General features: G+C 52.1%; 30 protein-coding genes and 2 pseudogenes. 9 read left to right on the top strand and 23 right to left on the bottom strand.

The genetic code is table 11. The features are described from left to right. Nucleotides 1-680: porin (locus JTI85_RS14050; protein ID WP_255574771.1), on the bottom strand; the 680-nt coding region annotated here is incomplete at its 3' end. A 439-nt stretch (nt 681-1,119) separates the two neighbouring features. Here JTI85_RS14050 and JTI85_RS14045 point away from each other — a divergent pair. The 3 genes from JTI85_RS14045 to JTI85_RS14035 all read left to right on the top strand — a co-directional run bounded on the left by JTI85_RS14045 (nt 1,120) and on the right by JTI85_RS14035 (nt 3,767). Beyond that, on the top strand, nt 1,120-1,815 hold the full coding sequence (locus JTI85_RS14045; RefSeq protein ID WP_048211297.1) for a phosphohydrolase: 696 nt from the start codon (nt 1,120-1,122) through the stop codon (nt 1,813-1,815). Nucleotides 1,816-1,888: 73 nt separating this feature from the next. Further along, nucleotides 1,889-3,319 carry a DNA cytosine methyltransferase gene (locus tag JTI85_RS14040; RefSeq protein ID WP_370629180.1) on the top strand — a complete coding sequence of 477 codons (1,431 nt, stop codon included), beginning with the start codon at nt 1,889-1,891 and terminating at the stop codon, nt 3,317-3,319. Next, complete coding sequence (locus JTI85_RS14035) at nt 3,300-3,767, top strand: very short patch repair endonuclease (protein ID WP_048211299.1); 468 nt, start codon at nt 3,300-3,302, stop codon at nt 3,765-3,767. The genes JTI85_RS14040 and JTI85_RS14035 overlap by 20 nt, the downstream gene beginning before the upstream one ends. Here the strand turns inward: JTI85_RS14035 and yedA are convergent. Further along, nucleotides 3,759-4,679 (bottom strand): drug/metabolite exporter YedA, encoded by a 921-nt coding sequence (yedA, locus tag JTI85_RS14030; RefSeq protein ID WP_061068110.1) that lies wholly within the window; start codon nt 4,677-4,679, stop codon nt 3,759-3,761. The two genes, JTI85_RS14035 and yedA, sit on opposite strands and share 9 nt — an antisense overlap. Before the next feature lie 178 nt (nt 4,680-4,857). Between yedA and JTI85_RS14025 the strand changes: the two genes are divergently transcribed. Together JTI85_RS14025 and JTI85_RS14020 are read left to right on the top strand one after the other, a co-directional pair. Further along, nucleotides 4,858-5,769 carry a DUF808 domain-containing protein gene (locus tag JTI85_RS14025; protein ID WP_048211301.1) on the top strand — a complete coding sequence of 304 codons (912 nt, stop codon included), beginning with the start codon at nt 4,858-4,860 and terminating at the stop codon, nt 5,767-5,769. A 77-nt stretch (nt 5,770-5,846) separates the two neighbouring features. Next, nucleotides 5,847-6,029 (top strand): YodC family protein, encoded by a 183-nt coding sequence (locus JTI85_RS14020; protein WP_061068109.1) that lies wholly within the window; start codon nt 5,847-5,849, stop codon nt 6,027-6,029. 206 nt (nt 6,030-6,235) lie between these two features. On the opposite strand, the gene yodD is transcribed toward JTI85_RS14020, so the two are convergent. Then, nucleotides 6,236-6,463 (bottom strand): YodD family peroxide/acid resistance protein, encoded by a 228-nt coding sequence (gene yodD, locus JTI85_RS14015; RefSeq protein ID WP_048211303.1) that lies wholly within the window; start codon nt 6,461-6,463, stop codon nt 6,236-6,238. A gap of 162 nt (nt 6,464-6,625) precedes the next feature. Here yodD and dsrB point away from each other — a divergent pair, with 162 nt between their 5' ends. Next, the gene (gene dsrB, locus JTI85_RS14010; protein WP_005127768.1) at nt 6,626-6,814 is read left to right on the top strand and encodes a protein DsrB; all 189 of its coding nucleotides are present in this window, start codon (nt 6,626-6,628) and stop codon (nt 6,812-6,814) included. Nucleotides 6,815-6,861: 47 nt separating this feature from the next. On the opposite strand, the gene rcsA is transcribed toward dsrB, so the two are convergent. The 14 genes and pseudogenes from rcsA to fliF form a co-directional block, all read right to left on the bottom strand. Further along, nucleotides 6,862-7,485: a transcriptional regulator RcsA gene (gene rcsA / locus JTI85_RS14005; protein ID WP_048211304.1), complete on the bottom strand. Its 624-nt coding sequence runs from the start codon at nt 7,483-7,485 to the stop codon at nt 6,862-6,864. 296 nt (nt 7,486-7,781) lie between these two features. Further along, a pseudogene (gene fliR, locus JTI85_RS14000) lies at nt 7,782-8,558 on the bottom strand (flagellar biosynthetic protein FliR); the annotation flags it as partial. 8 nt (nt 8,559-8,566) lie between these two features. Then, on the bottom strand, nt 8,567-8,836 hold the full coding sequence (fliQ, locus tag JTI85_RS13995) for a flagellar biosynthesis protein FliQ (protein WP_003030425.1): 270 nt from the start codon (nt 8,834-8,836) through the stop codon (nt 8,567-8,569). Nucleotides 8,837-8,845: 9 nt separating this feature from the next. Beyond that, nucleotides 8,846-9,583, bottom strand: a complete 738-nt coding sequence (gene fliP / locus JTI85_RS13990; protein WP_101743179.1) for a flagellar type III secretion system pore protein FliP — start codon at nt 9,581-9,583, stop codon at nt 8,846-8,848. Further along, on the bottom strand, nt 9,583-9,957 hold the full coding sequence (gene fliO, locus JTI85_RS13985) for a flagellar biosynthetic protein FliO (protein WP_219351645.1): 375 nt from the start codon (nt 9,955-9,957) through the stop codon (nt 9,583-9,585). Before fliO ends, fliP begins: the two co-directional genes overlap by 1 nt. Before the next feature lie 2 nt (nt 9,958-9,959). Further along, on the bottom strand, nt 9,960-10,373 hold the full coding sequence (gene fliN, locus JTI85_RS13980; RefSeq protein ID WP_005127761.1) for a flagellar motor switch protein FliN: 414 nt from the start codon (nt 10,371-10,373) through the stop codon (nt 9,960-9,962). After that, nucleotides 10,370-11,374 carry a flagellar motor switch protein FliM gene (gene fliM / locus JTI85_RS13975; protein WP_005127760.1) on the bottom strand — a complete coding sequence of 335 codons (1,005 nt, stop codon included), beginning with the start codon at nt 11,372-11,374 and terminating at the stop codon, nt 10,370-10,372. Before fliM ends, fliN begins: the two co-directional genes overlap by 4 nt. 4 nt (nt 11,375-11,378) lie before the next feature. Further along, entirely contained in the window at nt 11,379-11,846 is a 468-nt protein-coding gene (gene fliL / locus JTI85_RS13970; protein WP_048211308.1) for a flagellar basal body-associated protein FliL, read from the bottom strand. Nucleotides 11,847-11,950: 104 nt separating this feature from the next. Continuing rightward, nucleotides 11,951-13,168 (bottom strand): flagellar hook length control protein FliK, encoded by a 1,218-nt coding sequence (fliK, locus tag JTI85_RS13965; RefSeq protein WP_061068108.1) that lies wholly within the window; start codon nt 13,166-13,168, stop codon nt 11,951-11,953. Then, nucleotides 13,165-13,608 carry a flagellar export protein FliJ gene (gene fliJ / locus JTI85_RS13960; protein ID WP_005127756.1) on the bottom strand — a complete coding sequence of 148 codons (444 nt, stop codon included), beginning with the start codon at nt 13,606-13,608 and terminating at the stop codon, nt 13,165-13,167. Before fliJ ends, fliK begins: the two co-directional genes overlap by 4 nt. A 21-nt stretch (nt 13,609-13,629) precedes the next feature. Beyond that, nucleotides 13,630-15,000 (bottom strand): flagellar protein export ATPase FliI, encoded by a 1,371-nt coding sequence (gene fliI, locus JTI85_RS13955; RefSeq protein WP_005127755.1) that lies wholly within the window; start codon nt 14,998-15,000, stop codon nt 13,630-13,632. Beyond that, nucleotides 15,000-15,707 carry a flagellar assembly protein FliH gene (gene fliH / locus JTI85_RS13950; RefSeq protein WP_048211310.1) on the bottom strand — a complete coding sequence of 236 codons (708 nt, stop codon included), beginning with the start codon at nt 15,705-15,707 and terminating at the stop codon, nt 15,000-15,002. Before fliH ends, fliI begins: the two co-directional genes overlap by 1 nt. Next, complete coding sequence (fliG, locus tag JTI85_RS13945; RefSeq protein WP_048211311.1) at nt 15,700-16,695, bottom strand: flagellar motor switch protein FliG; 996 nt, start codon at nt 16,693-16,695, stop codon at nt 15,700-15,702. The genes fliH and fliG overlap by 8 nt, the downstream gene beginning before the upstream one ends. Continuing rightward, nucleotides 16,688-18,367 carry a flagellar basal-body MS-ring/collar protein FliF gene (fliF, locus tag JTI85_RS13940; protein ID WP_048211312.1) on the bottom strand — a complete coding sequence of 560 codons (1,680 nt, stop codon included), beginning with the start codon at nt 18,365-18,367 and terminating at the stop codon, nt 16,688-16,690. The genes fliG and fliF overlap by 8 nt, the downstream gene beginning before the upstream one ends. A 216-nt stretch (nt 18,368-18,583) precedes the next feature. Here fliF and fliE point away from each other — a divergent pair, with 216 nt between their 5' ends. Continuing rightward, nucleotides 18,584-18,898, top strand: coding sequence for a flagellar hook-basal body complex protein FliE (gene fliE / locus JTI85_RS13935; RefSeq protein WP_005127749.1), 315 nt, complete (start codon nt 18,584-18,586; stop codon nt 18,896-18,898). Nucleotides 18,899-18,952: 54 nt separating this feature from the next. Here fliE and yedF read toward each other — a convergent pair whose 3' ends face one another. After that, entirely contained in the window at nt 18,953-19,186 is a 234-nt protein-coding gene (gene yedF, locus JTI85_RS13930) for a sulfurtransferase-like selenium metabolism protein YedF (RefSeq protein WP_000790504.1), read from the bottom strand. Continuing rightward, on the bottom strand, nt 19,183-20,436 hold the full coding sequence (gene yedE, locus JTI85_RS13925) for a selenium metabolism membrane protein YedE/FdhT (protein ID WP_338121848.1): 1,254 nt from the start codon (nt 20,434-20,436) through the stop codon (nt 19,183-19,185). Before yedE ends, yedF begins: the two co-directional genes overlap by 4 nt. 137 nt (nt 20,437-20,573) lie before the next feature. Between yedE and yedD the strand changes: the two genes are divergently transcribed. After that, a complete protein-coding gene (yedD, locus tag JTI85_RS13920; RefSeq protein WP_048211314.1) occupies nt 20,574-20,987 on the top strand; it encodes a lipoprotein YedD in 414 nt (137 codons plus the stop codon). A gap of 40 nt (nt 20,988-21,027) precedes the next feature. Here the strand turns inward: yedD and amyA are convergent, their stop codons facing one another. From amyA to fliD, 4 genes are all read right to left on the bottom strand, one after another. After that, the gene (gene amyA / locus JTI85_RS13915) at nt 21,028-22,515 is read right to left on the bottom strand and encodes an alpha-amylase (RefSeq protein WP_199945829.1); all 1,488 of its coding nucleotides are present in this window, start codon (nt 22,513-22,515) and stop codon (nt 21,028-21,030) included. Nucleotides 22,516-22,583: 68 nt separating this feature from the next. Beyond that, nucleotides 22,584-22,955 (bottom strand): flagella biosynthesis regulatory protein FliT, encoded by a 372-nt coding sequence (fliT, locus tag JTI85_RS13910; protein WP_048211316.1) that lies wholly within the window; start codon nt 22,953-22,955, stop codon nt 22,584-22,586. Continuing rightward, the gene (fliS, locus tag JTI85_RS13905; RefSeq protein WP_005127744.1) at nt 22,955-23,362 is read right to left on the bottom strand and encodes a flagellar export chaperone FliS; all 408 of its coding nucleotides are present in this window, start codon (nt 23,360-23,362) and stop codon (nt 22,955-22,957) included. Before fliS ends, fliT begins: the two co-directional genes overlap by 1 nt. 15 nt (nt 23,363-23,377) lie before the next feature. Continuing rightward, complete coding sequence (gene fliD / locus JTI85_RS13900) at nt 23,378-24,781, bottom strand: flagellar filament capping protein FliD (RefSeq protein WP_048211317.1); 1,404 nt, start codon at nt 24,779-24,781, stop codon at nt 23,378-23,380. 255 nt (nt 24,782-25,036) lie between these two features. On the opposite strand from fliD, the pseudogene JTI85_RS13895 reads away from it, so the two are divergent. Further along, nucleotides 25,037-25,574: pseudogene (locus JTI85_RS13895) on the top strand (flagellin FliC); the annotation flags it as partial.

Genomic DNA, 25,574 nt, shown 5'->3' with positions numbered 1-25,574 from the left:
TTAGTACGATCAGAACTGGAGTACGCTGCACCGAGGCTTAAACCGAAGTCAAAGTCATAAGAGGTGGACATACCGAAACCGTCGCCGTTTTCTTTCGCCAGTTTGCGGTTTTCACTATTACCAGAACCTTCCTGACCTACGCTGCTACCTTCATTATTACCCTGATACTGCAGGGCGAAGTTCAGGCCATCAGCCAGACCAAAGAAGCCGTGGTTACGATAAGTAGCAACGCCGTTGGTACGACCCAGCATATACACGTCGGTCTGAGTGTAAGTATCACCACCGAATTCTGGCAGCATATCGGTCCAGGCTTCAACGTCGTACACGACGCCGTAGTTACGACCGTAATCGAAGGTGCCGTTTTCAGCAAAGCCCAGGCCTGCGAAAGCCAAACGAGTCCAGGAATCGCCTTTGTCACCTTCGGTGCCGTTGGCCTGAACGTTATATTCCCACTGACCGTAGCCAGTCAGCATATCGTTGATCTGCGTTTCGCCCTTAAAGCCCAGACGCGCATAGGTTTGATCGCCGTCGTTATCTGTATCGTCAGAGAAATAACGCAGACCATCGACTTTTCCGTACAGATCCAGTTTATTGCCGTTTTTATTATAAATTTCAGCCGCATTTGCTGCGCCTGCAGCTAATAAAGCTGGGAGAAGCAGTGCCAGTACTTTTCTTTTCATTATGTATTCCCTTTGTTTAATAATTAAAATGAATATGTAGTGATGTCCTGAAAACTACATTTCGATACTATCTATGAAGTTCATTTAATTTAAAATATAACATGTAACAATTATATTTTAGATATTTCAAAATATTTCCATTTGAGTTTTTTAAATTATTTTTATATGTATTTATTGTTTTTATTCAACACATAAATACATGATTATCAATTGATTTATGTCTTGTGGTTTGATATTTGTTGTGTGTGTTTTATATGTTTTTATTATTGTTTTTATGTTTGTCATGATAATTTTTTATCAATGCTGCATGTGGAAATTATAAATTGATATTTGTTATGGATGTTATTTAATAATTGAATTTTGATATAAAAGAAGACAGACAGTGGTTCAGGGTAAAAATTATTGCTAAGGTGGTTTTCTTTATGTAAAGGGAGAGAGCATGGAACTCCACGACTGGCAGTCGAGATTTGAAGCCTGGTTACGTGAAAATCATTCAGGGCACGACGCTGCCCATGACATCTTTCACTTTCGCCGCGTGTGGCAGACGGCTCAAAAGCTGAGCACGGATGCGAACGTAGACTGGTTGGTCGTACTGACCGCGTGCTATTTCCACGATCTTGTCAGCTTACCGAAAAATCATCCGGAACGTCATCGCTCATCGGTACTGGCAGCCCAGGAAACCTGTCGTGTACTGTCACAGGACTTTCCTGAATTTCCTCAGGATCGGCTGCATGCGGTGAGTCACGCTATCGCAGCGCACAGTTTTAGCGCAAAAATTACGCCCACGACACTTGAAGCCAAAATCGTTCAGGATGCCGATCGACTTGAGGCGCTGGGGGCTATCGGTCTGGCGCGCGTGTTCGCCGTTTCTGGCTCGCTGGGTGTGGCATTGTTTGATGCGGAGGATCCGTTTGCCCGGCAGCGTAGCCTCGATGATAAACAGTACGCGCTTGATCATTTCCAGACCAAACTGCTGACGTTGCCACTGACAATGCAAACTGAACAAGGGCGGCATTTGGCACAGCATAATGCTGACTTTTTATTGACGTATATGGCAAAACTCAGCGCAGAATTAAAAGGAGAATATGAAATGTTGGATCTTGCGGCGATTCAACCCCTTAAAGCATATCTGTAGTCGTCATTGCTGAAACGTCAATTGCACCAATATATGTTAACCTGTCGACTATCCATTTCGCCCGGTTAAACGTATGCAGGATAATTTTTCAGTAGCAGGCTCCATGAAACCGATGACAGATGATACCGGAGTTACCGTTCAGGTGATTTTGGCTAAGTTGCTTGAAATATACGATGTGAAAACGCTGGTTGCTCATCTGAATGGTGTTGGTGAGAATCGCTGGAGTCCGGCCATCTTTAAGCGTGTGGTCGCCAATGAAACATGGCATCGGCTCAGCGACGCTGAGCTGGCTCATCTGAACGCCATGCTACCGACGCCGCCGGCGCATCATCCACATTATGCTTTTCGCTTTATCGATCTTTTTGCTGGTATTGGCGGAATTCGTCGCGGTTTTGAAGCGATTGGCGGGCAGTGCGTGTTTACCAGCGAGTGGAACAAGCATGCGGTGCGCACCTACAAGGCGAATCACTACTGCGATCCTCTGCAGCACCACTTTAATGAAGATATTCGTGATATTACGCTCAGCCATCATGAGGGGGTGAGTGACGAGCAGGCTGCAGAGCATATTCGTCAACATGTTCCCGAGCATGATGTCCTGCTGGCCGGCTTCCCTTGCCAGCCATTTTCTCTGGCGGGTGTATCAAAGAAAAACGCGTTAGGGCGTGCCCACGGTTTTGCCTGTGATACGCAAGGCACGCTTTTTTTTGACGTGGTGCGAATTATCGACGCGCGGCGACCGGCTATATTTGTGCTCGAAAACGTTAAAAATCTGAAGAGTCATGACCAGGGAAAAACCTTTCGCATCATCATGCAAACGCTGGATGAACTGGGCTATGACGTGGCGGATGCAGCAGATAATGGCCCGGATGATCCGAAGATTATCGATGGGCAACATTTTTTACCCCAGCATCGCGAACGTATCGTGCTCGTCGGCTTTCGACGTGATCTGAGCCTGAAGTCAGACTTTACGTTGCGCGATATTGTCAGCCGCTACCCTCAGCGTCGAACGACGCTCTCAGAGCTGCTTGAACCGACTGTTGATGCGAAATATGTGCTGACACCGGTCCTGTGGAAATACCTGTATCGCTATGCGAAAAAACATCAGGCACGGGGCAATGGGTTTGGCTACGGTATGGTCTATCCCGGCAATCCCGATAGCGTAACGCGTACATTATCCGCACGTTACTATAAGGATGGGGCTGAAATTTTGATAGACCGTGGCTGGGATATGGCGCTGGGTGAACAGGATTTCGATGATCCCGCCAATCAGCGACATCGTCCTCGTCGATTAACGCCAAGAGAGTGCGCTCGCCTGATGGGGTTTGAGTCTCCTCAGGGTTATCAGTTTCGCATTCCGGTATCAGATACCCAGGCTTACCGCCAGTTCGGTAATTCGGTGGTCGTCCCGGCATTTGCGGCGGTAGCCAAACTGCTGGAGCCGAAGATCAAACAGGCTGTTGCGCTCCGTGAGAAAGAACAGCAGCATGGCAGACGTTCACGATAAGGCGACACGCAGTAAAAATATGCGGGCGATAGGGACCCGCGATACGGCGATCGAAAAACGTCTGGCCGACATCCTGACGGAGCAGGGGGTAACGTTTCGCGCGCAGGATGCAACGTTGCCCGGTCGCCCCGATTTTGTGGTGGATGACTACCGTTGCGTTCTCTTTACCCACGGCTGTTTCTGGCATCAGCACAACTGCTATCTCTTTAAAGTCCCGGCAACCCGCACGGCGTTCTGGCTGGAGAAGATAGGAAAAAATGTGGTACGTGATAAGCGGGACTGCGAAAAATTGCAGTCGTTGGGATGGCGGGTCTTGATTGTCTGGGAATGCGCCCTGCGTGGGCGTGAGAAACTGGATAACGAGGCACTGTCTGAACGGGTTATCGAGTGGATCTGCGGCGGCGGCGCCACCGCGCAGATCGACACTCAGGGCATTCATTTACTGTAACGACTTTTCCGAGGGGGCTGCGACCGCGTCAGCTTTGACAGGGAATAAGTATTTCCCCAGCGTCACCAATACCACGGCAAAAACAATGACTCCGAGCGCCAGCCACTCGATCAACGCCAGGCTTTCACCTCCCAGCCCCGTACCTAACAGAACCGCCACTACAGGGTTGACGTAGGCATAGCTGGTGGCTAACGCCGGGCTTACATTACGAATAAGGAACATATAAGCGTTAATCGCAATAATTGAGCCGAACAGGGCGAGATATGCCACCGCCATAAAACCGGAGAAGGTTGGCATCGTGGTCAGCTTTTCTCCACTGAGCAGCGATGCGCACATCAGTACAATACCCGCGGCTAACATTTCAATAGCACCGGCCATCATGCCAACGGGCAAGGTTATACGTGAGCCGTACACAGAGCCAAATGCCCAGCTCATTGAACCAATCAGGATTAATACTGCCCCCCAGGGATTACCACTCAAGTTACCACCGCTGTTAAGCATGATGATCCCGGCGAGTCCAATTGCGATCCCCATCCATTCCAGTTTGCGTGTTTTGATGCCAAAAAAGTGGCTAAAGCACAGCGTAAACAGCGGGACGGTGGCAACCACTACGGCGGCAATACCGGAAGGAACATTTTGATGTTCTGCAACAGTAACCAGCCCATTACCCACGGCCAGCAGCAGGATACCAATTAACGCGGCGTTCAGGAGCTGGCGCAGAGGCGGTAGCTTGTGTCCGCGAAGAAGTAAAAAAAGTGTTAATAACACTCCAGCAGAGAGAAAACGTACGCCAGCCATCATCAACGGCGGCCAACTTTCAACGCCAATGCGAATAACGAAGTACGTGGAACCCCAAATGATGTACAGCGCAAATAGCGCACTGAAAAGCGGTAACAATTGCCTGAAACGCATAATCCCTCACGGTGGAAATAAAAAGGTGCAACATAGTAAACGTCAAAACTATCATGCTGGCGAGACTTATAATTGCCTGCTGTTGTTAAATAATTGTTGACCAGAAAGGTCTGTTTCAGCATGGCGTGTTTTACTTCATACTTATGGCTGCAAAACAATAATATTGAGGATTAAAATTTTGGCAGGAAGTAGCTTACTCACCTTGCTTGATGACATCGCCACGCTTCTGGACGATATCTCAGTGATGGGAAAACTGGCCGCGAAAAAAACGGCGGGTGTGCTGGGAGACGATTTGTCGCTTAACGCGCAACAGGTATCGGGCGTGCGGGCGAACCGCGAGCTTCCGGTGGTCTGGAGTGTGGCTAAAGGATCTTTCGTCAACAAAGTTATCCTGGTGCCGCTGGCGCTATTGATCAGCGCCTTCATTCCATGGGCTATCACCCCCTTATTGATGATTGGTGGGGCGTTCCTCTGTTTTGAGGGCGTGGAAAAAGTGCTTCACACCCTGGAAGCGCGAAAACAAAAAGAGACCCCAGAGGAGCGTCAGCAGCGTCTGACATCGTTGGCGGCGCAGGATCCTCTCACCTTTGAGAAAGATAAAATCAAAGGGGCGATACGTACTGACTTTATTTTATCTGCAGAGATTGTGGCCATTACGTTGGGTATTGTGGCGGATGCGCCGTTGTTGAATCAGGTACTGGTTTTGTCGGGTATTGCTTTGGTGGTGACCGTTGGCGTATATGGTCTGGTCGGTATTATTGTGAAGCTCGATGATATTGGCTACTGGCTGGCAGAAAAGCGCAGCGCACTGGCTCAGGCCCTGGGTAAGGGATTGCTGGTGGTTGCTCCCTGGCTCATGAAATCACTTTCCGTGGTCGGCACGCTGGCGATGTTTTTAGTCGGTGGCGGCATTGTGGTACACGGCATTGCGCCGCTGCATCATGCGATTGAGCAATTTGCCCAACAGCAGAGTTCATTCATTGCTCTGATGCTTCCGACTCTGCTTAATCTGGTGCTCGGCTTTATTATCGGTGGGATCGTGGTGGTGCTGGTAAAAATGGTTGCCAGGTTACGCGGAGTTTCGCACTAATTGTCGCCTGCCAGACTACGCAAAACGTCTCTTTGTCGTCTAAGGTGAAAAGGTTTCTCTTGATACAGGAGGCGGGTATGGTCTTTTCTGTCAGTGAGGAAGTCACCGCGAAAGAGGGTGGCCCACGCATGATCGTTACCGGGTATGCCAGCGGAATGGTGGAGTGCCGCTGGTATGACGGTTTTGGCGTCAAACGGGAGGCATTTCGTGAAGATGAACTGGTTCCTGGCGAACGCAGTCCGCTGCGCCAGGATGCCTGAATACCGCAGGCTGGCGTAACCTGGTGATCTCTCAACCATTAGTTATATTTATCATTTTGGTGAGAATTATTTACTTGTCAGGCAAAAAAATTGCAGATAAGGTTGGTTTCGCATCAGATTTCCTGGTGTAACGAATTTTCAAGTGCTTCTTGCATAAGCAAGCTTGATCCCGACCCGATACGGGCCGGGATTTTTTTCGCCCAAAGTCAGCGATTGATCTCCGTCACGCTAAAATCATGGATATCAAGCTCGAACGCGTCGGCCAGTTCATGCCATGTATGATAATCCCGGCCATCAACGCTGACGCGATCGGGGTCATCATGGCTGCGATGAATTTCGCTCTCGCAGATTTCGTTGATAGCTTTCAATAGCGCGTCCACATCGACGCTGACGTCACGTTTGGCCGTATCGCTGTACTCTTTCGCGGTTTTCATCCTCATACCTCTCAACCGTTAAGGATACCGGGGCACGTATCAGAATCTCTGATGCGTACAAGTTAAGTATAGACCGTCGAGAAAACCCGCAATCACGCGAGCAGGGCGCTGCCAGGAAAAGGAATTTGTTCTACACTGGCACAAAGCCACAGGAGGAAAACGATGAAGGTTAATGATCGGGTTACAGTCAAAACGGACGGTGGGCCGCGTCGGCCAGGCCGGGTACTGGCGATTGAAGAGTTTAGTGAAGGCACCATGTACCTGGTTTCTCTGGAAGACTACCCGCTCGGTATCTGGTTCTTTAATGAGTCAGGCCATCAGGATGGGATCTTTGTGGAAAAAGTGGAGTAATCCAGACGCTGATTCTGACTGGTGGTAAACCCACCAGTCAGAATGTCCTAACGCATATTCACAAAGATACCATTGGTGACGTTATCTGTGAGTCGTACAACGTGATAGATAACTTGTTTATTATGTGTCTTGATCTTTCGTTTTATATTCCCCTTATGGGATGAGACTGTCTTCGCCTTGATATTCATTTGATCGGATATCTGTATTGTTCCCTGACCGGCCATCCACATACGTAGCATGCTGGATTCGGTACGGCTTAATGATAGTGTTGGCAGGTTCACATCAATGACAATATCCACTTCCTTTTTCAGAATATCGCCAAGAAGTTCATCCAGTGAATCTGGTTTAATCGACTTAGAACTGATTAATAAATTTTTTCTTACTAAGAGATACTCATCAAAATGGACATTGGCAATCGCCATAAATACAATAAATAAAGTGCTGGGATGTTGATTAATGATTTGCTTAATTCTCTGGCTGTTATCCGGATCGTGAATAAAGCAGTCTTCATTAATAAACACCACAGACGGCTGCAGTGAGACACAGGCGACGCTGAGTTCATCAACGCTTGAAATATCGTTGATTTCCCTTTTCTTCACCCCCCGACTTACCAGATATCCGGTCAACCCTAGCCGGGTGTAACTGCATAAATCCATAATAATCGTTGACATGGCATACCCTCACTCAATGCGTAACGATAATTCCCCTTACCTGATTATTTCATCACAACTAAACGGAATAATAACGACCCAATATGACGCTTTCGCTGTTTTCAGGCGAATTTACTATCCCGTAAAGTTGCGTATAATTTGCCAGGAAACATCTTAAAGTAAAGTAAATGTTGCGTTATGTGAGTGAGGCAAAAACAAATAAACCGCGACAGCGTTATCCTGGTGGATGTTGCCTGTATTTGAATTTAGGACAATCCTTAGTAAAACAGGATAAAAAATAAGGGTTATTATTTTGAAGGCATTTCACTGATGATGTCAGCCAGCAAATTAAAAATCTCACTGAATAAGCGCTCACAGAAGGGGGCAATTAATGGCATTAGCGCGGCCATTAATGAAATACCCACGGTCAGGGTGAGTGGGAAACCAATGACAAATATCGATAGCTGCGGCGCCATACGGTTTAACAAACCGAGTGCGAGGTTGAGTGTGAGCAGCAGCGTCATCACCGGCAGAGCCAGCATCAGACCATTGAGGAAGATGAGTCCCCCCGCCCGCGCCAGCGCGAGAAAGGCATTGCTATTAACCGGATTGCCACCGATAGGCAGAGTATGGAAGGTATCCACCAATAGCGAGATAAGCCACAAGTGACCATTAAAGGTGAGGAACAGCAGCATCGCCAGCAAATCTATCAGACGTGCCAGAACGGGCATATTCAGGCGGCTGCCCGGGTCGAAGAAGGTTGCGAAGGAGAGACCCATTTGCAGACCGATGATTTCCCCGGCGGTACGCACCGCGGCAAACGCAAATTGCATGGTGAACCCTAATGCGATGCCGATCAGGATTTGCTGCATCGCCTGCCATATCGCGCCGACAGAAAAGATAGGCACGTTTACGGAGGGAAGCAGCGGAGCGATAACCATGGTAATCATTAACCCCAGCCCCAGTTTTACCCGTTTGGGGATGGCGCGTTCGCTGAGTATCGGAGCCGTTGAAATGAGCGCCAGTATGCGCAGCAGGGGCCAGAAGTAAAGATTCAGCCAGTGGAGCCACTCAACGCTGGTCACCTGCAACATAGCGTCGTTTACCCGATGATGTAGGGAATATTGCTGAACAGCGTACGCACGTAGTCGAGCAGCAAATTAAGCATCCACGGACCGGCAACGATGATGGCAATAAAGACCGCGACAATTTTCGGAATGAAGGACAGCGTCATTTCGTTAATCTGGGTTGCCGCCTGCAGGATACTGATGATAAGACCCGTAACGAGGGCAACCAGCAACAAAGGTGCGGCAAGGGCAAGGGCAACTTTCATCGCCTCAGTGCCCATCATCATGACCGATTCAGGAGTCATTTCGCGCCTCTAACTGTAAAAGCTTTGTGCAAGCGAGCCGACAAGCAGCTGCCAGCCGTCAACCAGCACAAACAGCATGAGCTTGAATGGGAGTGCAATGGTGGCAGGTGGCACCATCATCATCCCGAGCGCCATCAGGACGCTGGCGATAACCAGATCGATTATCAGAAATGGAATGAAAATGGTAAAACCTATCTGGAATGCCGTTTTCAACTCACTGGTGACATAAGCCGGCAGCAAAATGCGCATCGGTACGGCTTCAGGCCCCTGTAACGGGCCGCTGTTTGCCAGGCGGGCAAACAGAGCCAGATCGGCTTCACGGGTCTGACGCAGCATAAACTCACGCAACGGCTGTGCGCCTTTCTCCATGGCTTCCTGCATGGAGATCTTCTCTTCGCTGAAGGGTTGATACGCATCAACGTAGATTTTGTCGATCACCGGCGACATGATGAAAAAGGTCAAAAACAGCGCCAGTCCAAGTAAAACCTGGTTCGGCGGTGCTGACGGTGTTCCCAGCGCATTACGTAACAGGCCAAAAACGATGATGATGCGGGTGAAGCTGGTCATCATCAGCAAAATAGCGGGCAGGAACGTCAGCGAGGTGATAAACACCAGCGTTTGGACGGGCAATGACCAGCTTTGTCCGCCGCCGGGCAGCGGCTGGCTAACCAGACCCGGTAGTTGGGCCAGGGCTGCTGGGCTGAACAGCCACAAACCCGTCAGCGTGAGGGATAACAAACGGCGCATCAGGATCTCCCAGGACGCTTCAGCAAACTCTTCATCATGGCCTGGAAATCCGCAGGGGAGGCCGCTTTTTCTTCTGCACTGGCAGGTGCCGGGGGGAGGGTATGCAGAACGTTGATCTGCGACGCTGTAACGCCCAGCACCAGACGCGCGTCTTCGACCTCAACAATTACCACCCGCTCACGTGGACCTAATGAGGTACTGGCTGAAACTTTCAGTCCACGCGTGCCGACGCTTTTGGGGGCAAATCCCAGGCGCTTAATCAGCCAGGCGGCTCCCAGGATCAACACAATGATCCCCAGCAGCGCGCCGCTGACCTGCACTAACGGTGAGCCGGGTACAGCACCGGGCTGAGCGACGGTGGCCTGGGTATTCATCGTTAACGGCTCAGACGACGCATACGTTCAGATGGGGTAATAATGTCAGTAATACGTACACCGTATTTATCTGCGACTACCACAACTTCACCCTGAGCAATCAAATAACCGTTGATCAGAATATCCAGCGGCTCGCCCGCCAGACCGTCCAGCGCGACGACCGAACCCTGCGTCAGGCGCAGTAGCTCTTTGATGGTCATGCGGGTGCGGCCCAATTCAACGGTCAGCTTGACCGGAATATCCATGATCAGGTCGATATCCTGCAGTGCACCGCTGACATCGCCGCCACCTAACTGCTGGAATACCGCATCGGCCGCACTTTTGGTGGTCGTTGTTTTTTGCTCGTTTAACGCGTCAGCCCACAGATCGTCCAATGCACCAGTGTTCTCATCGGACGGATTATTCATGTCACTCATTTGGGCTGTTCCTCATTCAGCGAATTCAAAATCGGGTTTATCAAATGTTCTACGCGTAACGCATACTGACCATTTACGGTGCCATATTGGCTGGTCAGCACAGGTACGCCGTCCACATGAGCAATAATGCGGTCGGGTTTTTCAATCGGCAGTACATCGCCGGGTTTCAGCTTCAAAATCTGGGACAGCCGCAGCGGAATGTCAGCAAAGTTTGCTACCAGTTCCAGCTCAGAATGCTGAACCTGACGCACCAGATTATTGCGCCAGTTCTGATCTTCATTACGCGAGTTTTCCAGCGGTGGGTTTACCAGCAGTTCGCGCAACGGTTCAATCATGCTGAATGGCAGACAGATGTTAAATTCACCGGTCAGGTTGCCGATTTCAACGTGGAACGGGGTGTTCACCACGATGTCGTTCGGGGAGGTGGTGATATTGGTAAACTTCACCTGCATCTCGGAACGGACATATTCCACTTCCAGTGGGTTGATAGCCTTCCACGCGTCGCTGTAGCTTTCCAGCGCCAGTTTCAGCATGCGGTTGATGACGCGTTGTTCAGTGTGCGTAAATTCACGGCCTTCGACTTTCGTCGGGAAACGACCATCACCGCCGAACAGGTTATCTACGGCGATAAACACCAGACTTGGTGAGAACACCACCAGACCTGTCCCGCGTAACGGTTTCAGGTGGATTAAGTTCAGGTTGGTCGGAACCGGCAAGTTACGTGCAAACTCGTGGTAGGGCTGGATACGGATCGCGCCCACGGTAATATCCGGGCTGCGGCGTAGCAGGTTAAATAACCCCATACGGAACTGGCGCGCAAAGCGTTCGTTAATGATCTCCAGCGCCTGCAAACGCTCACGAACGACGCGGCGCTGAGTGTTGGGATCATAAGGACGAATATCGCTTTCATTTGCGATACCGGAAATGGGTTCGTCTTTAGTTTCGCTATCGCCGTTAAGCAATGCGTCGATTTCAGCCTGAGAAAGAATACTGTCGCCCATGTCTTTACCGCAGAATAAAAGCTGTATAAAGAACGTCGGTGACAACCTGTTTCGGCTGCCCGACAACGAGCGGAGTCGCGAGCGTCTCTTTGATAGCGGCAATCAGCTGCTGTTTGCCTTCTTCTGTTGCGAGCGTGGCGGCGTTCTGGCGAGAGAACAAAAGCAGCAGACGGCTGCGCACTTCTGGCAGATATTCGTTCAGACGCGAGCGTGTCGCCTCGTCTTTCATGCGCAGTGTGATACCGATATACAGCACGCGATCCGCATCACCTAAATTGACGGTAAACGTATCCAGTGCGAAGAACACTGGGGCAGGCGGTGGAGCCGGTTCCGCTTTTACGCTGGCGGACGGTTGCTGCTGCATGCGCCAGTAGCTATAGCCCGCAGTAGCGAGGGCGGCGAGCGTAATTAACACCAGCAGAGGGATCCAAATAGCGCGTTTACTCTTTTTGTTAATCGCGGAGTCAGTCATCAGATACGGGCTTCCTGTTTCGGTACAGCTTATAGGCTGATTATCCCGTGTCCTGACCACGACAAAGCGTGGAAAAGACGCGGATAATCATGCTACCTCTGGCGTTAGGCGAAGATGTCTACTGCACCATCACCGCGAGCCGCGGCTTGCAGTGCGGCAGGTGTGGCCAGAACAGCATCATCTTCGGGAGCAAAAATATCTTGTCCATGCGCACGCCCAGCCTGTTGTTGCTGTGAAGACGACTGTTGCTGACCGGCGAAACTTTCGCTGCTGATACTGCTTTGCCCCAGTTGGATCCCGCTTTCAGCCAACTGCGTGCGCAGCATGGGTAATGCCGCTTCCAGCGCCGCGCGAACGTGGCTATGAGGCGAGACCATTTGCAGTTGCGCCATGTTGTCATCAAGCTTGAGGGAAATCTGCACTTGCCCCAGATCCTGCGGATGCAAACGCAGTTCCGCACTTTGCTGGCCCTGGCGGGTGAACAGCGTGACGTGTTGACTCAGTGATTGCTGCCATTCATGGCTTCCCAGTGGGGCGCTCAATACCGGAGCCGCGGCAGTCGGTAACGGCTGCGCATGTGTCTGTGTGCCAGCCAGCGGAGCTATTGTTGCGCCAACGCTGGTTGGTGACGGTGAACTTTCAATCTCTGCGCGCGTTGCTGCCGCTGCCGTTAATGGGGTGAAACCAGCATTGTTGGTCTGATCCGCGCCACTGGCATGCATCGCGGTATCTGCTTTACCTTTTTTCCCTTCGCCGGTCAGTAATTCACTGGCGCTATCGGCAGTCGTGCTGGGGGTATTACCACGTAACAGCACCGACAGCGTCGCATCCGCCGGGGCTGGGGTGGCATCAACAGCCGGAGTGGTTACCTGTTGCCCCGGCAGCATAGCGAACAGCGCACTCAGGTTGGCGAGATCGTCATCGCTCAGACGGGCGGTTTTTTCATCATGCTGTGCGGTTTTGCCCAGTGTTGTCAGGGCATTAACCTTCAGTGACGGCGTGAGCGCAGACAGCAACTGTTGTGCATCAGTCAGGTCGGCCAGCGACGCCTCGGTCTGGACCTCTTTTTGTGTCAGCAGATCGGCTAATTTTAGCGTCTGTGCGGTATCACCATTCTTTTGCAATAACCCTTTTTGCAGTTTGCTGCCTGCGGCCTGTAAATCGGCCAGTGACAGCGGGGCGCCTTTACCCTGTGCATCGCCTGCACCTAATGCACCTGCCAGCAACGCTAAAAAATCCTCGGGGGAATCTACCGCTTTGCCTGACTGAAGACCTGCGGCTACGTCGGTGTCGGTGGTAATCAGTTGGGGTAAAGTAATCATTCGGGTTTCCTCATAGCTGCACGCTGAGCAAATTCATCCATTTTTTTCTGATCCAGGCGGTTTTCAGCCAGTAACGCGGCTGTGGTTTGCCTGTCCTGCAGAGTCTGCCATGCCTGCAGTCGCTGCTTTTTATCGCGCCAACTGCTCAACGCCTGGTCCACTTTCTGCGTCCATTGGTTGAGCTGTTGGCGATGTTGCTCAATCGCTTTTTCCAGCGTTTGAATAAATTGTTGATAGTTAATCCAGCGATTACTGGTAATACCCTGACCCATATCGCTATTAAGATTGTTGCGATATTCATGCTGATAATCGATCAGCATCTTCAACTGCTCTTCCGCCTGCTGACATCCGCGGCGCATCTCGCCTAATAAGATAGCTGCGTCATCGACTTCTTTTTCAGCCAGGTCTTTAAGTGTTGCCAGCGCACCATGTTGTGCCATGACCTATGCTCTCCTGCTTAATCACACACCAGGGAAAATCAGATCCAAAGCCTGCAGGGAGTCTTCCCAGTCGGCTCGTTCAAAGATGCCTTGCTGTAAAAATGCTTCCAGCTGTGGCCATAAGGCAATGGCTTTATCCAACATGGGATCGCTGCCTTTGGCGTAGGCGCCTACGCTGACCAGATCGCGGTTACGCTGGAAACTGGACAGTAGCTGCTTAAAGTTGCGTACCCGCGCATAATGTTTCTCGCTGATCAATGCGGTCATTGCGCGGCTGATTGAGGCTTCAATATCAATGGCCGGATAGTGACCGGCCTCGGCCAGATGACGGGACAGGACAATGTGGCCGTCGAGAATGGCACGGGCGGAGTCAGCAATAGGGTCCTGTTGGTCGTCGCCTTCGGTCAGTACGGTATAAAATGCGGTCACGGAACCGCCGCCATGAATACCGTTGCCAGCCCGTTCAACCAGTGCGGGTAATTTAGCAAACACCGACGGCGGATAGCCTTTCGTTGCCGGAGGTTCGCCGATCGCCAGTGCAATTTCACGCTGTGCCATTGCATAACGGGTGAGGGAATCCATAATCAGCAGCACGTGCTGGCCGCGATCGCGAAAATCTTCGGCGATGCGCGTGGCGTAGGCTGCACCCTGCATACGCAACAGCGGGGAAACGTCCGCCGGAGCGGCAATCACCACCGAGCGTGCACGTCCCTCGGCGCCAAGTATATTTTCAATAAAATCTTTAACTTCGCGTCCACGCTCGCCAATCAGACCGACAACAATGACGTCAGCCTGGGTATAGCGTGCCATCATGCCGAGCAGGACGCTTTTACCCACACCGGAACCAGCGAAAAGCCCCATTCGCTGACCGCGCCCGACGGTTAACAGCGCATTGATAGGCCGTACGCCAGTATCCAGCACGTGTTCAATCGGGGTACGTTGCAGGGGGTTAAATGGCGGGGTGATTAGCGCCCCTGTTTCCGTGGTGTCGGGTGCAGGCAACCCATCAAGCGGCTTCCCGCTGCCATCGAGAACACGCCCCAGCAGGGCAGGGCCCAGCGGTAATTGTTTCCCGCTTTGCAGCCCTTCGCCGGCGATGTTTTTCGCGTAAACGCGCGCGCCCGGCAGAACGCCTTCGACCTCTTCGAGCGGCATCAGAAACAGGCGTTGACCATTAAAGCCAACCACTTCGCTTTCGACTTCCTGGGTTTCGTTGCCATCCTGACGCTCAATGACGCAGGTGGCACCCAGCGGCAACTGCAGACCTGTGGCTTCCAGTACCAGCCCGGTGGCGCGGGTCAGACGCCCGTAACGACGCACCGCAGGCAGCAGCGACATTTTTTCTTCGAAGTTGTCCAGCGTGTTGAGCCAGCGAGTCAGGCGAGTGGTCATTACACGACTCCCGGCGCTGCCAGACGGCAGAGTTCTTGCCAGCGGGTGGCAACACTGGCGTCCAGATCGCCTTCATCAGCAGAGACTTTACAGCCACCGTGATGCAACGTTGGATCGCCACGCAGTCGCCAGCCGTGCAGACTGAGGGTCGCCCCCAGCATCTCTTCCACCCGCTGCAGATCGTCCGGATGGACGCGCAACTGCGGTTTACCGCTAAACAGCGGCTCCTGTTGCAACAGCTGTTGGATTTGCTTAATCAGCGCGGCGTTATCCACGATGGGTGTCTGGCCGATAACCTGGCGCGCGGCTTCCAGTGCCATTTGCATCAGGCGCGATGCAATGACGCTGTCCAGGGCATCCAGTGTATTCTGAAACTCACTGACCAGTTGCTGCATGCGGGCATGAATCGGCGCATGTTGGGCGCGAGCCTGGTTCTGACCCTGCTCCAGACCCTGGGCCAGTCCGTCCTGATAACCTTGTGCGTGCCCCTTTTGCCGACCTTCAGCCAGGCCGGCATTATATCCTTGCTCATGGGCCTGGAGCTGCATTTGCGCCAACTGCTGCTCAAGCTGTTGTTCCGCAGATAGCTGTGGCTCTTCTGTCTCGTCAGACGGCTGATCGTCGGTATGATCGGCCAGTATGAACTCCGCCATTGGCGGGGCGAGATCGTCAGGCGTCCAGACTTTCCATGGCAGATCGTTAGACATAGGTATCCTCGCCGCTGCCGATCACCATCTCGCCGGTCTCGGCCAGACGACGTACGATAAGCAGAATTGCTTTCTGTTCGTTTTCCACCTGCGACAAACGTACCGGACCGCGGTTGGCAAGATCGTCGCGCAGGATATCGGCGGCACGCTGCGACATGTTGCGCAGGAACTTCTCGCGCAATGGTTGCTCGGCACCTTTCAGGGCTATCAGCAGCGATTCAGAATCCACTTCCTGCAACAGACGCTGGATGCTGCGATCGTCGACATCCACCAGATTTTCGAACAGGAACATCTCGTCGATAATTTTCTGCGCCAGCTCGCCGTCGAATTCGCGTACCGCGGTAATAACCGCTTCTTCCTGCTGCGTCTTCATCAGGTTGATAATTTCTGCTGCTGTCCTCACGCCGCCCATTTTGCTGCGCTTGAGGTTCTGACCGTCGAGCAACCCGTTCAGCACTTCGGTCAGTTCTGCCAGTGCGGCAGGCTGTACGCCGCCGAAAGTCGCGATACGCAGCATGACATCGTGGCGTAAGCGCTCGTCGAACAGCGCCAGAATATCGGCGGCCTGGCCCCGTTTGAGGTGAACCAGAATGGTGGCGATAATCTGCGGGTGCTCGTCGCGAATAAGATCGGCGGCGCTTTGTGGCTCCATAAAGTTGAGCGTTTCAATGCCGCTGGTGGTATCGCGAGTTTCCAGAATGTCTTCCAGCAGGCTGGAGGCACGTTCTTCGCCCAACGCTTTTACCAGCACGGAGCGCAGGTATTCGTTGGCGTTGATGTTCAGTGCGGCAAACTGCTCGGCTTCTTGTTCAAATTCGGCCAGAACCTCCGTCAACTGCTTGTTGGAGATCTGACGCACGTTGGCCATTGCCGTACTGAGAGCCTGCACTTCGCGCGTGGAAAGGTGCTTAAAGACCTCCGCCGCGCGATCTTCGCCAATGGTCATCAATAAGATGACGCTTTTATCGGTGCCGCTAAGATTACTCATGTTCGTTATTTATCCACTGGCGAATGACCAGCGCCACGACGCGCGGATCGTTATCTGACATTTCACGAATACGCTGGCTCATGACTTCAGCACCCAGCCGCTGGTTGTTACGGCGCTGCTGGGTCTGCTCGTCTTTGCTGAGGCGAACTTCAACCGCTTCTTCCGTTTCCTGGCGAATACGTGTTTGTTCTTGTGCGGCTTTGACCTCTTCGCTGCGACGCATCAACTGCGGACGAACCGCTTTACGCCACAGGATCCAGGCCACCAACAGAACCAGCAACCAACGGCCAGCGGACATTAGCTGATCAATAAAGGACTGCTGCTGCCAGAATGGAAGCTCTCCGCCCGCGTCATCACTTGCGGTGAAGGGGGAGTTCACGACATTGAGGGTATCGCCGCGTTTTTCAGAGAAGCCCATGGCCTCGCGGGTCAGGTCCTCAATTTGTTTCATTTGGTCGGCGGTTAACGGCAGCGGTTTGCCATCCGGTAACGTTTTATAGTTGACCACTACCGCCACCGACAGGCGCTGTACATCACCCACATTCATCTTGGTGTGACGAATGGTACGGTCAACTTCATAGTTGCTGGTTTCGTTACGCTGCGTGCTGCGCGGTCCGGCATTGGCGTTATTCGCCGTTTGCGTGGTTTGCGCATTCTGCGGGTTTTGCTGATTTGCCGGTGGTGTATTAATCGGGGCCGTATTCGCCGGCGCGGGCTGGTTAGACAGTGCGCCCGGTACGCCGCCAGGCGCTCCGCTTCCTATCTGCTCGCTGACGTTAAGCTGGCGTGAACGCAGAACAGCCTGTGAGTCGTCGCCATTTGGGCTGTACTTCTCTTCGGTTTGCTCTTTGTTGGCGAAATCCAGCTGGGCAGTAACCTGTGCATGTACGTTGCCGTTACCGACAATGGGCGACAGGATTGATTCAATACGACGCTGTACGCGACCTTCAACATCGCTGGCATATTTCAGCTGCGCATCGTTCAGGTCGCGGCTGCTGGTGTTCGACTGGGTTAACAGATGTCCTGCTTGATCGACCAGCGTCACGTTGCCCGGCGGCAAGCCTGCGACAGCGCTGGAGACCAGATGCGTTACCGCGCTAATCTGACCTTCGTCCAGTGCTCGACCCGGCTCCAGGTTTACCGTGACGGAGGCAGAAGGGGCTTTTTGTTCACGTACGAACAGTGACGGTTTGGGCATCGCAAGATGGACACGGGCGCGTTTTACCGGCCCCAGTGTTTCAATGGTACGGGCTAATTCGCCTTCCAGAGCTCGCTGGTAGTTGACCTGCTCGCTAAACTGGCTGATACCAAACTTTTCCTGGTCCAGTAACTCAAAGCCCACCGCGCCGCCTTTCGGCAGGCCTTGCTGTGCCAGGCGTAAACGCAGTTCATGAACTTTATCAGCAGGGACTTCAATGGCGCCGCTTCCCTCAGTGAAACGATAAGGAACGTTCATCTGCGTCAGCTGCGTGACAATCGCGCCACCGTCCTGATCGGATAGGTTGCTGAACAGTGTGCGGTAGTCAGGTGCTTTGGCCCACAGGACCATCGCAACGATGATAGCGACGGCAGCGGCACCCGCCACAATCAGAGGGATTTTGGGATTCGCGCGCAGGCGATTTAACCACTCGAGAGGTTTCAGTTGGGTTGCAGTCGATGCTGTCGCACTCATCTCGCACCTCGTGGCTTATCGTGGACGGCGTTTTTTGCAAAGTGGAACAAGACTCACTCCCGGGTCAGCAAACTCGAAAAATTGACGGTCTCATTATTTGCGGTTTCGAATTTTTCTATGCGTTAAAAACCGAGGTTTTTTATCGTTATTTAGCGCCTTTATCTTATTGACGAGCTGGTAATCTCTGCTACGTAAAAAATCATCCAGGGGATCAGAATGTCGGCAATACAGGGGATTGAAGGGGTTATCAGTCAGCTACAGGCCACGGCAATGTCAGCGAAAATGCAGGATGTGCAGCCACAATCGACCGTGAGTTTTGCCGGTCAGTTGCACGCGGCATTGGACAGAATCAGCGATGTGCAAACCGCCTCTCGCGTTCAGGCTGAAAAATTTACCCTGGGTGAACCAGGCATTGCGCTGAATGATGTGATGACCGATATGCAGAAAGCGTCGGTTTCGATGCAGATGGGTATTCAGGTGCGCAACAAACTGGTATCAGCCTACCAGGAAGTGATGTCCATGCAGGTGTAGGTGCAACAAGCAGAGAATGTAGGCCGGATAAGCGCAGCGCTATCCGGCCTACACTTATTTTTGAATCAGATAGCGAATCGTTGGCCCATCCTGCTGAATATCCAGCACCGTATACCCATGGTTACGCGCATCCAGCGGAATATTGTTGATTGACTGCGGGCAATCGCTGACCACTTCCAGAATTTCACCTTTCTTCAATTGCGGCATGGCTTCCAGCGTGGCGACCGCCGGGTAAGGGCACGGTTCACCGACCATGTCGAGGCGATAATCAGGGACGATATTTTTCATGCGGATTCCTTAGCAGGCGTCAGCCCTGCGCGGCGGAAGAAACGTTTTTCCCAACCGATGATGAGCATCAATGCAATAAACAACAGCAGATAAGTCACCAGTAGCCCGCCGAGCGGCCCAAAGGTGTCGAGCAGATTCACTTTATCCCAGCGAGTGGCAAGGGCAGGGGCAAAGTCATCCCAGTAGTAAGCCAGAATGGTCGAGCCGATAACGTTTCCCAGCCCCACCCACCAGTAATGCACCTGGCCCTCAACCGCGCGGTACATCCAGCCGGTCTCACACCCGCCCGCCAGCACGATACCGAAACCAAACAGTAAGCCACCGATCACCGCATTTGGACCAGCCCACATAATCTTCGGCTCAACGCCCAGTTGCACATAGCTAAAGATACCAATGGCGCTTACCGCCATGCCGAAGATAATGGCTTTTGCCATATGGGTGCGCCCGGAAATCCACAGATCGCGGAAGGCCGAGGTAAAGCAGATTTGCGCCCGTTCAATCAGCAGGCCGAACCCAACGCCAAACAACATGGCCAGACCCAGCTTCGGCTTGTCCATTGCGGTCAATAGCGCCCAGCCGATCATGCCGATAAATACCAGCATACCGAGGCGGAAACGACGACGCGCCTGATCCGGTTTTTGCGTCAGCGGCGAGGCGGCGGAAACTTTCTGCATTTTGACCGGAATACGAAACATCGGTAGCAGGGTAAAGCGGGCGCCAAACCATGAGCCCATAGCCGTTGCCAGCGCGAAGAACCAGGCATGCAGCGAGAACTGTGGAATGCCGGTAAAAAACGCGGCCAGGTTACAGCCCATTGCCAGACGGGCGCCGAAACCGGCGATCATCCCGCCGACCACCGCCTGCAGAATGCGGATCCGACTGCGCGGCATGCGTAATTTGACGTTGTTGGCCCACAGTGCGGCAGCGAAACAGCCGCCGAACATACCGAGGATCATCATCCCGTCGATACGCGTCAGGGGCGAACCTTCGAGGTGGATCAGTTTATAGTATCCCCACTCTTCGGCGTGCACGCCAAACAGTTGCAGGATTTGCCCACCCCAGCGGGTAAATTCGCCGGTAACGGCCCAGAAGGTTCCCGTAATGCCGAAATAGTAAGTGGAGAGAATACCCGCTGCGATAACCGCAGGGGCAGGGGCCCAAAATTTAATTAACCAGGCTTGTTTGAAGTGTTGCCATGACATGCGTTTTGCCTCTGAACTCAGAAGGTATGTAACAAGAAGCGTGGATATTACACCGATCAGAATTTTTGACTATGAGTAATAAGAGGTAACACCGTCTGGATCAATCTTTCTCCGGGCTGCCGAAAGGCTGGCGACATCAGGGCTTTAATGCCACAATCCCCTTTTCTTCGCATGCAGGATGAATGATGAAAAAATTAGCAATCGTTGGTGCATTGTTGGTGCTTGCTGGCTGCGCCGAGGTACAAAATTATAATGACGTGGTGAAAACACCAGCTCCTGCCGGTCTGGCAGGATACTGGCAGTCGAAAGGTCCGCAGCGTGCGCTGGTGAGCCCGGAAGCGATCGCCAGTCTGATTGTCACAAAAGAGGGGGATACGTTGGATTGCCGTCAGTGGCAGCGAGTGATCGCGCTGCCGGGCAAGCTAACGATGCTCTCTGGCGATCTCACCAACGTGACGGTGAAACGCGAGCTGTATGAGATTGAGCGTGACGGCAATACGCTGGAATATGACGGTATGACGCTGCAGCGGGTTGATCGCCCGACGCAGGAGTGCGCCGATGCGTTAAAGAAAACGCCGTTGCCTACGCCATTGCCATAAGCCATACGCCCCGGTAGCCAATGGCCACCGGGGTTGAGTTTTAAATCACTTCTTCAATGACCCACACGCTGACGCTCCCGGCGTTACAATAAAACGTTGCTTCGCCATTTTCATCGGTGACCACGCTTTCCTCGCGATTTCCCAGATAATCACGCCAGGTTTTATTGCCGTAATTCGCGCCGAGATTGATGGTCTTCTCCCCGTCATCGCCGTTAGACAGAACAACCACGCAGCCGGGATCGTCGTCCGTTCCGCTGCGGCTAAAGGCGATACAGTTAGGATGATCGAAAAAGAGCGTCTGTACGCCGTGAGCGAAGCGCTGACGTGCGAGGATCAGTTCATCAAGCTGTTCGATGATGGGCATGTCGATAGGATAAGTTTCGCCATCGTCGCCAGTGTCTTCGTAATGTGCCCCGTAAAGATCGGGGTAGAACACCGACGGCACGCCGTTTTCGCGCAGCAGGATCAGCGCGTAGGCCAGCGGCTTAAACCACGCCTCGACGGGGGCTTCCAGCGCCTGCAACGGCTGGGTGTCATGGTTCGCAACCAGCGTCACCGCATGAAAGGGATCGGCCTCCACCAGCGTATCGGTGAAAATCTGGCTCATGTCATAATCGCGACCCTGGCGGGACGCTTCGTGAAACTTCATTTGCAAAGGGGCATCAAACAGCATGGTTTTCCCCTCGACCTGGTTAATATAGGTTTGCAGTTTATCGACATCATGGGACCAGTATTCCGCGACGATAAACAGCGGCCTGGGTGCCACCTCCTGGACGTGCTCGATCCACTCTTTATAGAACCATGCCGGGATATGTTTGACGGCATCCAGGCGAAAACCATCGCAATGGGTTTGATCCATCACCCAGCGTGCCCAGTATTTGAGCTCTTCAGTCACGGCATGATTGCGAAAATCGATATTTTCGCCCATCAGATAGTCAAAGTTGCCCAGTTCGTCATCGACCTGATCGTTCCAGCCTTCGCCGGTATAATCATTCACGATTTTAAAAATGCCGTCCTCGGTGGGATTTTCAATATGATCGATGCCGCTAAAGCATTTGTAGTCCCAAATGAATTGAGAGTACTGACCCGCACGGGCAGGGAAGGTGTACCGCGTCCAGGCCTCGCATTCGACAATCTCATCGTCAATCTGCGTGCGGTCATCGGCGTTTACGCGCTGAACCTGAATGTGTTCTTTCTCGTCGGCCCCCATTTTGTGGTTGACCACCACATCCAGCAGTACCGCGATATCGTTGTGCTTTAACGCGTCGATTGCCGCCAGTAACTGATTTTTATCGCCGTATTTGGTGGCAATAGTGCCTTTCTGGTCGAATTCGCCTAAATCAAACAGATCGTAGGTGTCATAGCCAACGGAGTATCCGCCGGACGCACCTTTATAGGCAGGAGGCAGCCATACCATATTGATGCCGATATCATTCAGTCCGTCCGCGCGTGCGGCGAGTTCCGACCAGAGCTGGCCGCCATCAGGGTAATACCAGTGGAAGTACTGCAATAAGGTGGGGTTTTTCATCTTCCGTGCTCCAGAAGCCGTTTGGCCGACCTCTGGAGTATGGAAGATTATTCAGACGAAGCGGGAAATTATTGTGGGGCAGTTGGCGCATCCGGAACCAGTAACATACCGGAAAGCCGACCGTAGGCGTTATTTAGCGTCTTCTGGCGGGTTGACTGACCGATCAGCGTGCTGAGTTCATCCAGACGCTGCTGCAGTAATGCTTTGAGCAACTGTTCGTTATCCAGCGTCTGTTTAATATACCCGGCAATCAAATCCTGAACGCTTCGCGTGATGCCAGATGGAGTTTGTTCTTCCATGACCACTTCAATACTTTGCAGATAGCTAACTTCCTGTTCCAGTAAAAGGTCCCATTCACCTCGCTGCGCCAGTTCCAGCAGCGAGTGACTGAGCAGCGCAATGCGCTGCCAACGGTTGATAAACTCCACGGCTGAGGTCATTAACGGGACTCCTGGGACGACGCGTTTGGTGAGATCTGTTTCCAGGCATCCGCGATGTTTCCGAGCAACCCTTCGACTTCTTCAATCGCCTGACAATCATTATTCAGATTTGCGTGCAATAAACGGCGAACCATATAGTCGTACAACGAAGAAAGATGGGTGGCGATCTCTCCTCCTTTTTCGTGGTCCAGGCCCGCCTTCAGACCATTATCGATGATATTGATTGCCTTGCTTAATGCCTCACCTTTGGCAACGATATCGCCTTGCTGCATAAACAGACGAGCGCGCACCAGGGCGCTATGTGCGCCATCAAACAACATTTCGATCAACTGATGCGGGTTGGCGCTCATCACGGCGCTTTCCACGCTGACCTGTGCATAGGCTTTGGTACCGCTCGCGGTATACATGCTTACCTCGTGTTATCAGGAATTATTCATCGCTGAAAATTGTTGGCCCAGATAGGTACTGGTGCTGTTCAGCTTACTCATCATGGAATCGAGTTGGGTAAACTGTGCTTTATAGCGAGCCACGACTTCATCAATGCTGTTACTCACGGTCAGATACTGCTTAGTCAGCAGTTTCAGGTTGGCGTTAATATTGTCTTGCGCATTGTCGATAATACCGTCATCGGCCAGATAGCTTTTTACTTCGGTGGCAATCTTGGTGGTAATACCGGTTTCTTTGCCGTCACCCACCAACAGTTCACGGGTCGCTGCTGTGTTATCTTTCAGTGCCTTAGCCAGTTTTTCTTCATCAATTTTTAACTTGCCAGTGCCGCCATCCTGAGTAATGCCAATCTCAGACATGGTTTTAAACGGGGACTCGCTGCCGCTGTTAGCAAATGGCGCACGAATACCGTTTTGAATGGTACGGAGAACACTGTCGCCCAGTAACGCGCCGTTATCTGCACTGGCCGCTTCACCCGGTTCAACTTCTTTATATTTAGTTAGCGTACCAAAGGTATCGACCAGTGAGTTATAGGCTTCCACCCAGGCTTTAATTGCCGTTGTGGCCTTTTCATCACTTTTTGTTACCGTGATTGAGGCATCTTTGACTTCTTTGGTCAGTTGCAGCGTGATGCCCTGCGGTGCGTCAGTTACGGTATTGCTTTGACGTTCAATATCAATGCCGTTGACGGTCAGTTGCGCATTTTGCGCACCGACCAGTTGCTTCATTTTGCCGCTGCCCGCTTTGCTGTCATAGGACAGTAAATCGCTCAGTTTCGAATCATTCGAGACTGAGATGGTCATTTCGCTTTCAGTGCCGCTTTCCGCGGTTAACACTAACTGATAATCGTCTTCCTTAACCTTTACCAGACTTGCCGAAATACCGCTGTCCGCATCGTTAATGGCGTCACGAATATCCTCCAGAGAGGTTTCGCCTTTGCCTAACTTGATTTCCAGGGGTTCTTTACGACCCGGTTGTGAAATCGTTATGGTGCGTTCATCAACACTGGTATCGCCCAACTGTTCTTTGGTAGAGGTAATTTTGGACGTGGTTGATAGCGACTGTGCTTGTGCCAGTTTGGACACGCTGACGGTATATTTACCGGGAGCAGCACCGGCGGTCGTACTGACCTTTAAGTCTTCTGTGCTGCTGGTTGCCGTGGTGCTTTTAAACAGGTCGGCATTGTTCAGTGCGGTATTCGCCGTTTGAAATTTTTCTAATGCACTTTTCAGCGTACCGTACGCGGTCAGACGCGAGGTGTTAGCACTTTGCTGCTGGGTAATGGGCGTTAAGCGCTTTTTCTCAGCAGTGGTTAAGTTTGTCAGCAATGTGTCCAGTGGTAAGTTCGAGCCAACGCCCAGTGATGTAAATGAAGGCATGCCTAATTCCTTGTGATTGCAAACAGTAGTTAACCGCTATATCGGCAATCTGCGCGCAAAGTTTAATAATAGTTTTGCAAAAATAATGCGCGGAATAGTGGTAATTAAAGCGGGTATTTCCGGGGCTAAGAAAAAAATGGGCGGAAAGTAAAAATTTTCTAAAGTTCGAATTTAAGGTGCCGATACATGGGTTACGGTCAGAAACCGTGGGCAACAGCCCAATAACATCAAGTTGTAATTGATAAGGAAAAGATCATGGCACAAGTYATCAATACAAACAGCCTGTCGCTGTTGACCCAGAACAACCTGAACAAATCTCAGTCTTCTCTGAGCTCMGCTATYGAGCGTCTGTCTTCCGGTCTGCGTATCAACAGCGCGAAAGACGATGCTGCAGGTCAGGCGATTGCTAACCGTTTCACCTCTAACATCAAAGGTCTGACTCAGGCGTCCCGTAACGCCAACGATGGTATCTCCATCGCRCAGACCACTGAAGGTTCTCTGTCTGARATCAACAACAACCTGCAGCGTGTTCGTGARCTGGCGGTTCAGTCTTCTACYGGTACCAACTCCCAGTCTGACCTCGACTCCATCCAGGCTGAAATCACTCAGCGTCTGAACGAAATCGACCGCGTATCCGGTCAGACCCAGTTCAACGGCGTGAAAGTACTGGCRAAAGACAACACCCTGACCATCCAGGTTGGTGCTAACGATGGCGAAACCATCGATATCAACCTGAAAGAAATCAACTCCAAAACSCTGGGTCTGGATAGCCTGAGCGTGCAGGATGCTTATA

The organism is Citrobacter sp. Colony219 (assembly GCF_019382635.1).
GTDB classification, from domain to species: domain Bacteria; phylum Pseudomonadota; class Gammaproteobacteria; order Enterobacterales; family Enterobacteriaceae; genus Citrobacter; species Citrobacter youngae.
The sequence above is the reverse complement of the archived record's forward strand: the minus strand, read 5'-3'. Positions and strand labels throughout refer to the sequence as shown.

Coding starts and splice junctions, on each gene's coding strand:
- fliF (WP_048211312.1), bottom strand. CDS start 18,367: ATGAGTGCGACAGCATCGACTGCAACCCAACTGAAACCTCTCGAGTGG.
- rcsA (WP_048211304.1), bottom strand. CDS start 7,485: ATGTCAACGATTATTATGGATTTATGCAGTTACACCCGGCTAGGGTTG.
- fliM (WP_005127760.1), bottom strand. CDS start 11,374: ATGGGCGACAGTATTCTTTCTCAGGCTGAAATCGACGCATTGCTTAAC.
- fliH (WP_048211310.1), bottom strand. CDS start 15,707: ATGTCTAACGATCTGCCATGGAAAGTCTGGACGCCTGACGATCTCGCC.
- fliK (WP_061068108.1), bottom strand. CDS start 13,168: ATGATTACTTTACCCCAACTGATTACCACCGACACCGACGTAGCCGCA.
- dsrB (WP_005127768.1), top strand. CDS start 6,626: ATGAAGGTTAATGATCGGGTTACAGTCAAAACGGACGGTGGGCCGCGT.
- JTI85_RS14045 (WP_048211297.1), top strand. CDS start 1,120: ATGGAACTCCACGACTGGCAGTCGAGATTTGAAGCCTGGTTACGTGAA.
- fliI (WP_005127755.1), bottom strand. CDS start 15,000: ATGACCACTCGCCTGACTCGCTGGCTCAACACGCTGGACAACTTCGAA.
- JTI85_RS14040 (WP_370629180.1), top strand. CDS start 1,889: ATGCAGGATAATTTTTCAGTAGCAGGCTCCATGAAACCGATGACAGAT.
- fliG (WP_048211311.1), bottom strand. CDS start 16,695: ATGAGTAATCTTAGCGGCACCGATAAAAGCGTCATCTTATTGATGACC.
- fliN (WP_005127761.1), bottom strand. CDS start 10,373: ATGAGTGACATGAATAATCCGTCCGATGAGAACACTGGTGCATTGGAC.
- fliQ (WP_003030425.1), bottom strand. CDS start 8,836: ATGACTCCTGAATCGGTCATGATGATGGGCACTGAGGCGATGAAAGTT.
- fliS (WP_005127744.1), bottom strand. CDS start 23,362: ATGTATACCGCGAGCGGTACCAAAGCCTATGCACAGGTCAGCGTGGAA.
- yedF (WP_000790504.1), bottom strand. CDS start 19,186: ATGAAAAATATCGTCCCTGATTATCGCCTCGACATGGTCGGTGAACCG.
- yedD (WP_048211314.1), top strand. CDS start 20,574: ATGAAAAAATTAGCAATCGTTGGTGCATTGTTGGTGCTTGCTGGCTGC.
- yodD (WP_048211303.1), bottom strand. CDS start 6,463: ATGAAAACCGCGAAAGAGTACAGCGATACGGCCAAACGTGACGTCAGC.
- fliP (WP_101743179.1), bottom strand. CDS start 9,583: ATGCGCCGTTTGTTATCCCTCACGCTGACGGGTTTGTGGCTGTTCAGC.
- JTI85_RS14020 (WP_061068109.1), top strand. CDS start 5,847: ATGGTCTTTTCTGTCAGTGAGGAAGTCACCGCGAAAGAGGGTGGCCCA.
- fliE (WP_005127749.1), top strand. CDS start 18,584: ATGTCGGCAATACAGGGGATTGAAGGGGTTATCAGTCAGCTACAGGCC.
- fliO (WP_219351645.1), bottom strand. CDS start 9,957: ATGAATACCCAGGCCACCGTCGCTCAGCCCGGTGCTGTACCCGGCTCA.
- fliD (WP_048211317.1), bottom strand. CDS start 24,781: ATGCCTTCATTTACATCACTGGGCGTTGGCTCGAACTTACCACTGGAC.
- fliJ (WP_005127756.1), bottom strand. CDS start 13,608: ATGGCACAACATGGTGCGCTGGCAACACTTAAAGACCTGGCTGAAAAA.
- amyA (WP_199945829.1), bottom strand. CDS start 22,515: ATGAAAAACCCCACCTTATTGCAGTACTTCCACTGGTATTACCCTGAT.
- JTI85_RS14035 (WP_048211299.1), top strand. CDS start 3,300: ATGGCAGACGTTCACGATAAGGCGACACGCAGTAAAAATATGCGGGCG.
- fliL (WP_048211308.1), bottom strand. CDS start 11,846: ATGACTGACTCCGCGATTAACAAAAAGAGTAAACGCGCTATTTGGATC.
- fliT (WP_048211316.1), bottom strand. CDS start 22,955: ATGACCTCAGCCGTGGAGTTTATCAACCGTTGGCAGCGCATTGCGCTG.
- yedA (WP_061068110.1), bottom strand. CDS start 4,679: ATGCGTTTCAGGCAATTGTTACCGCTTTTCAGTGCGCTATTTGCGCTG.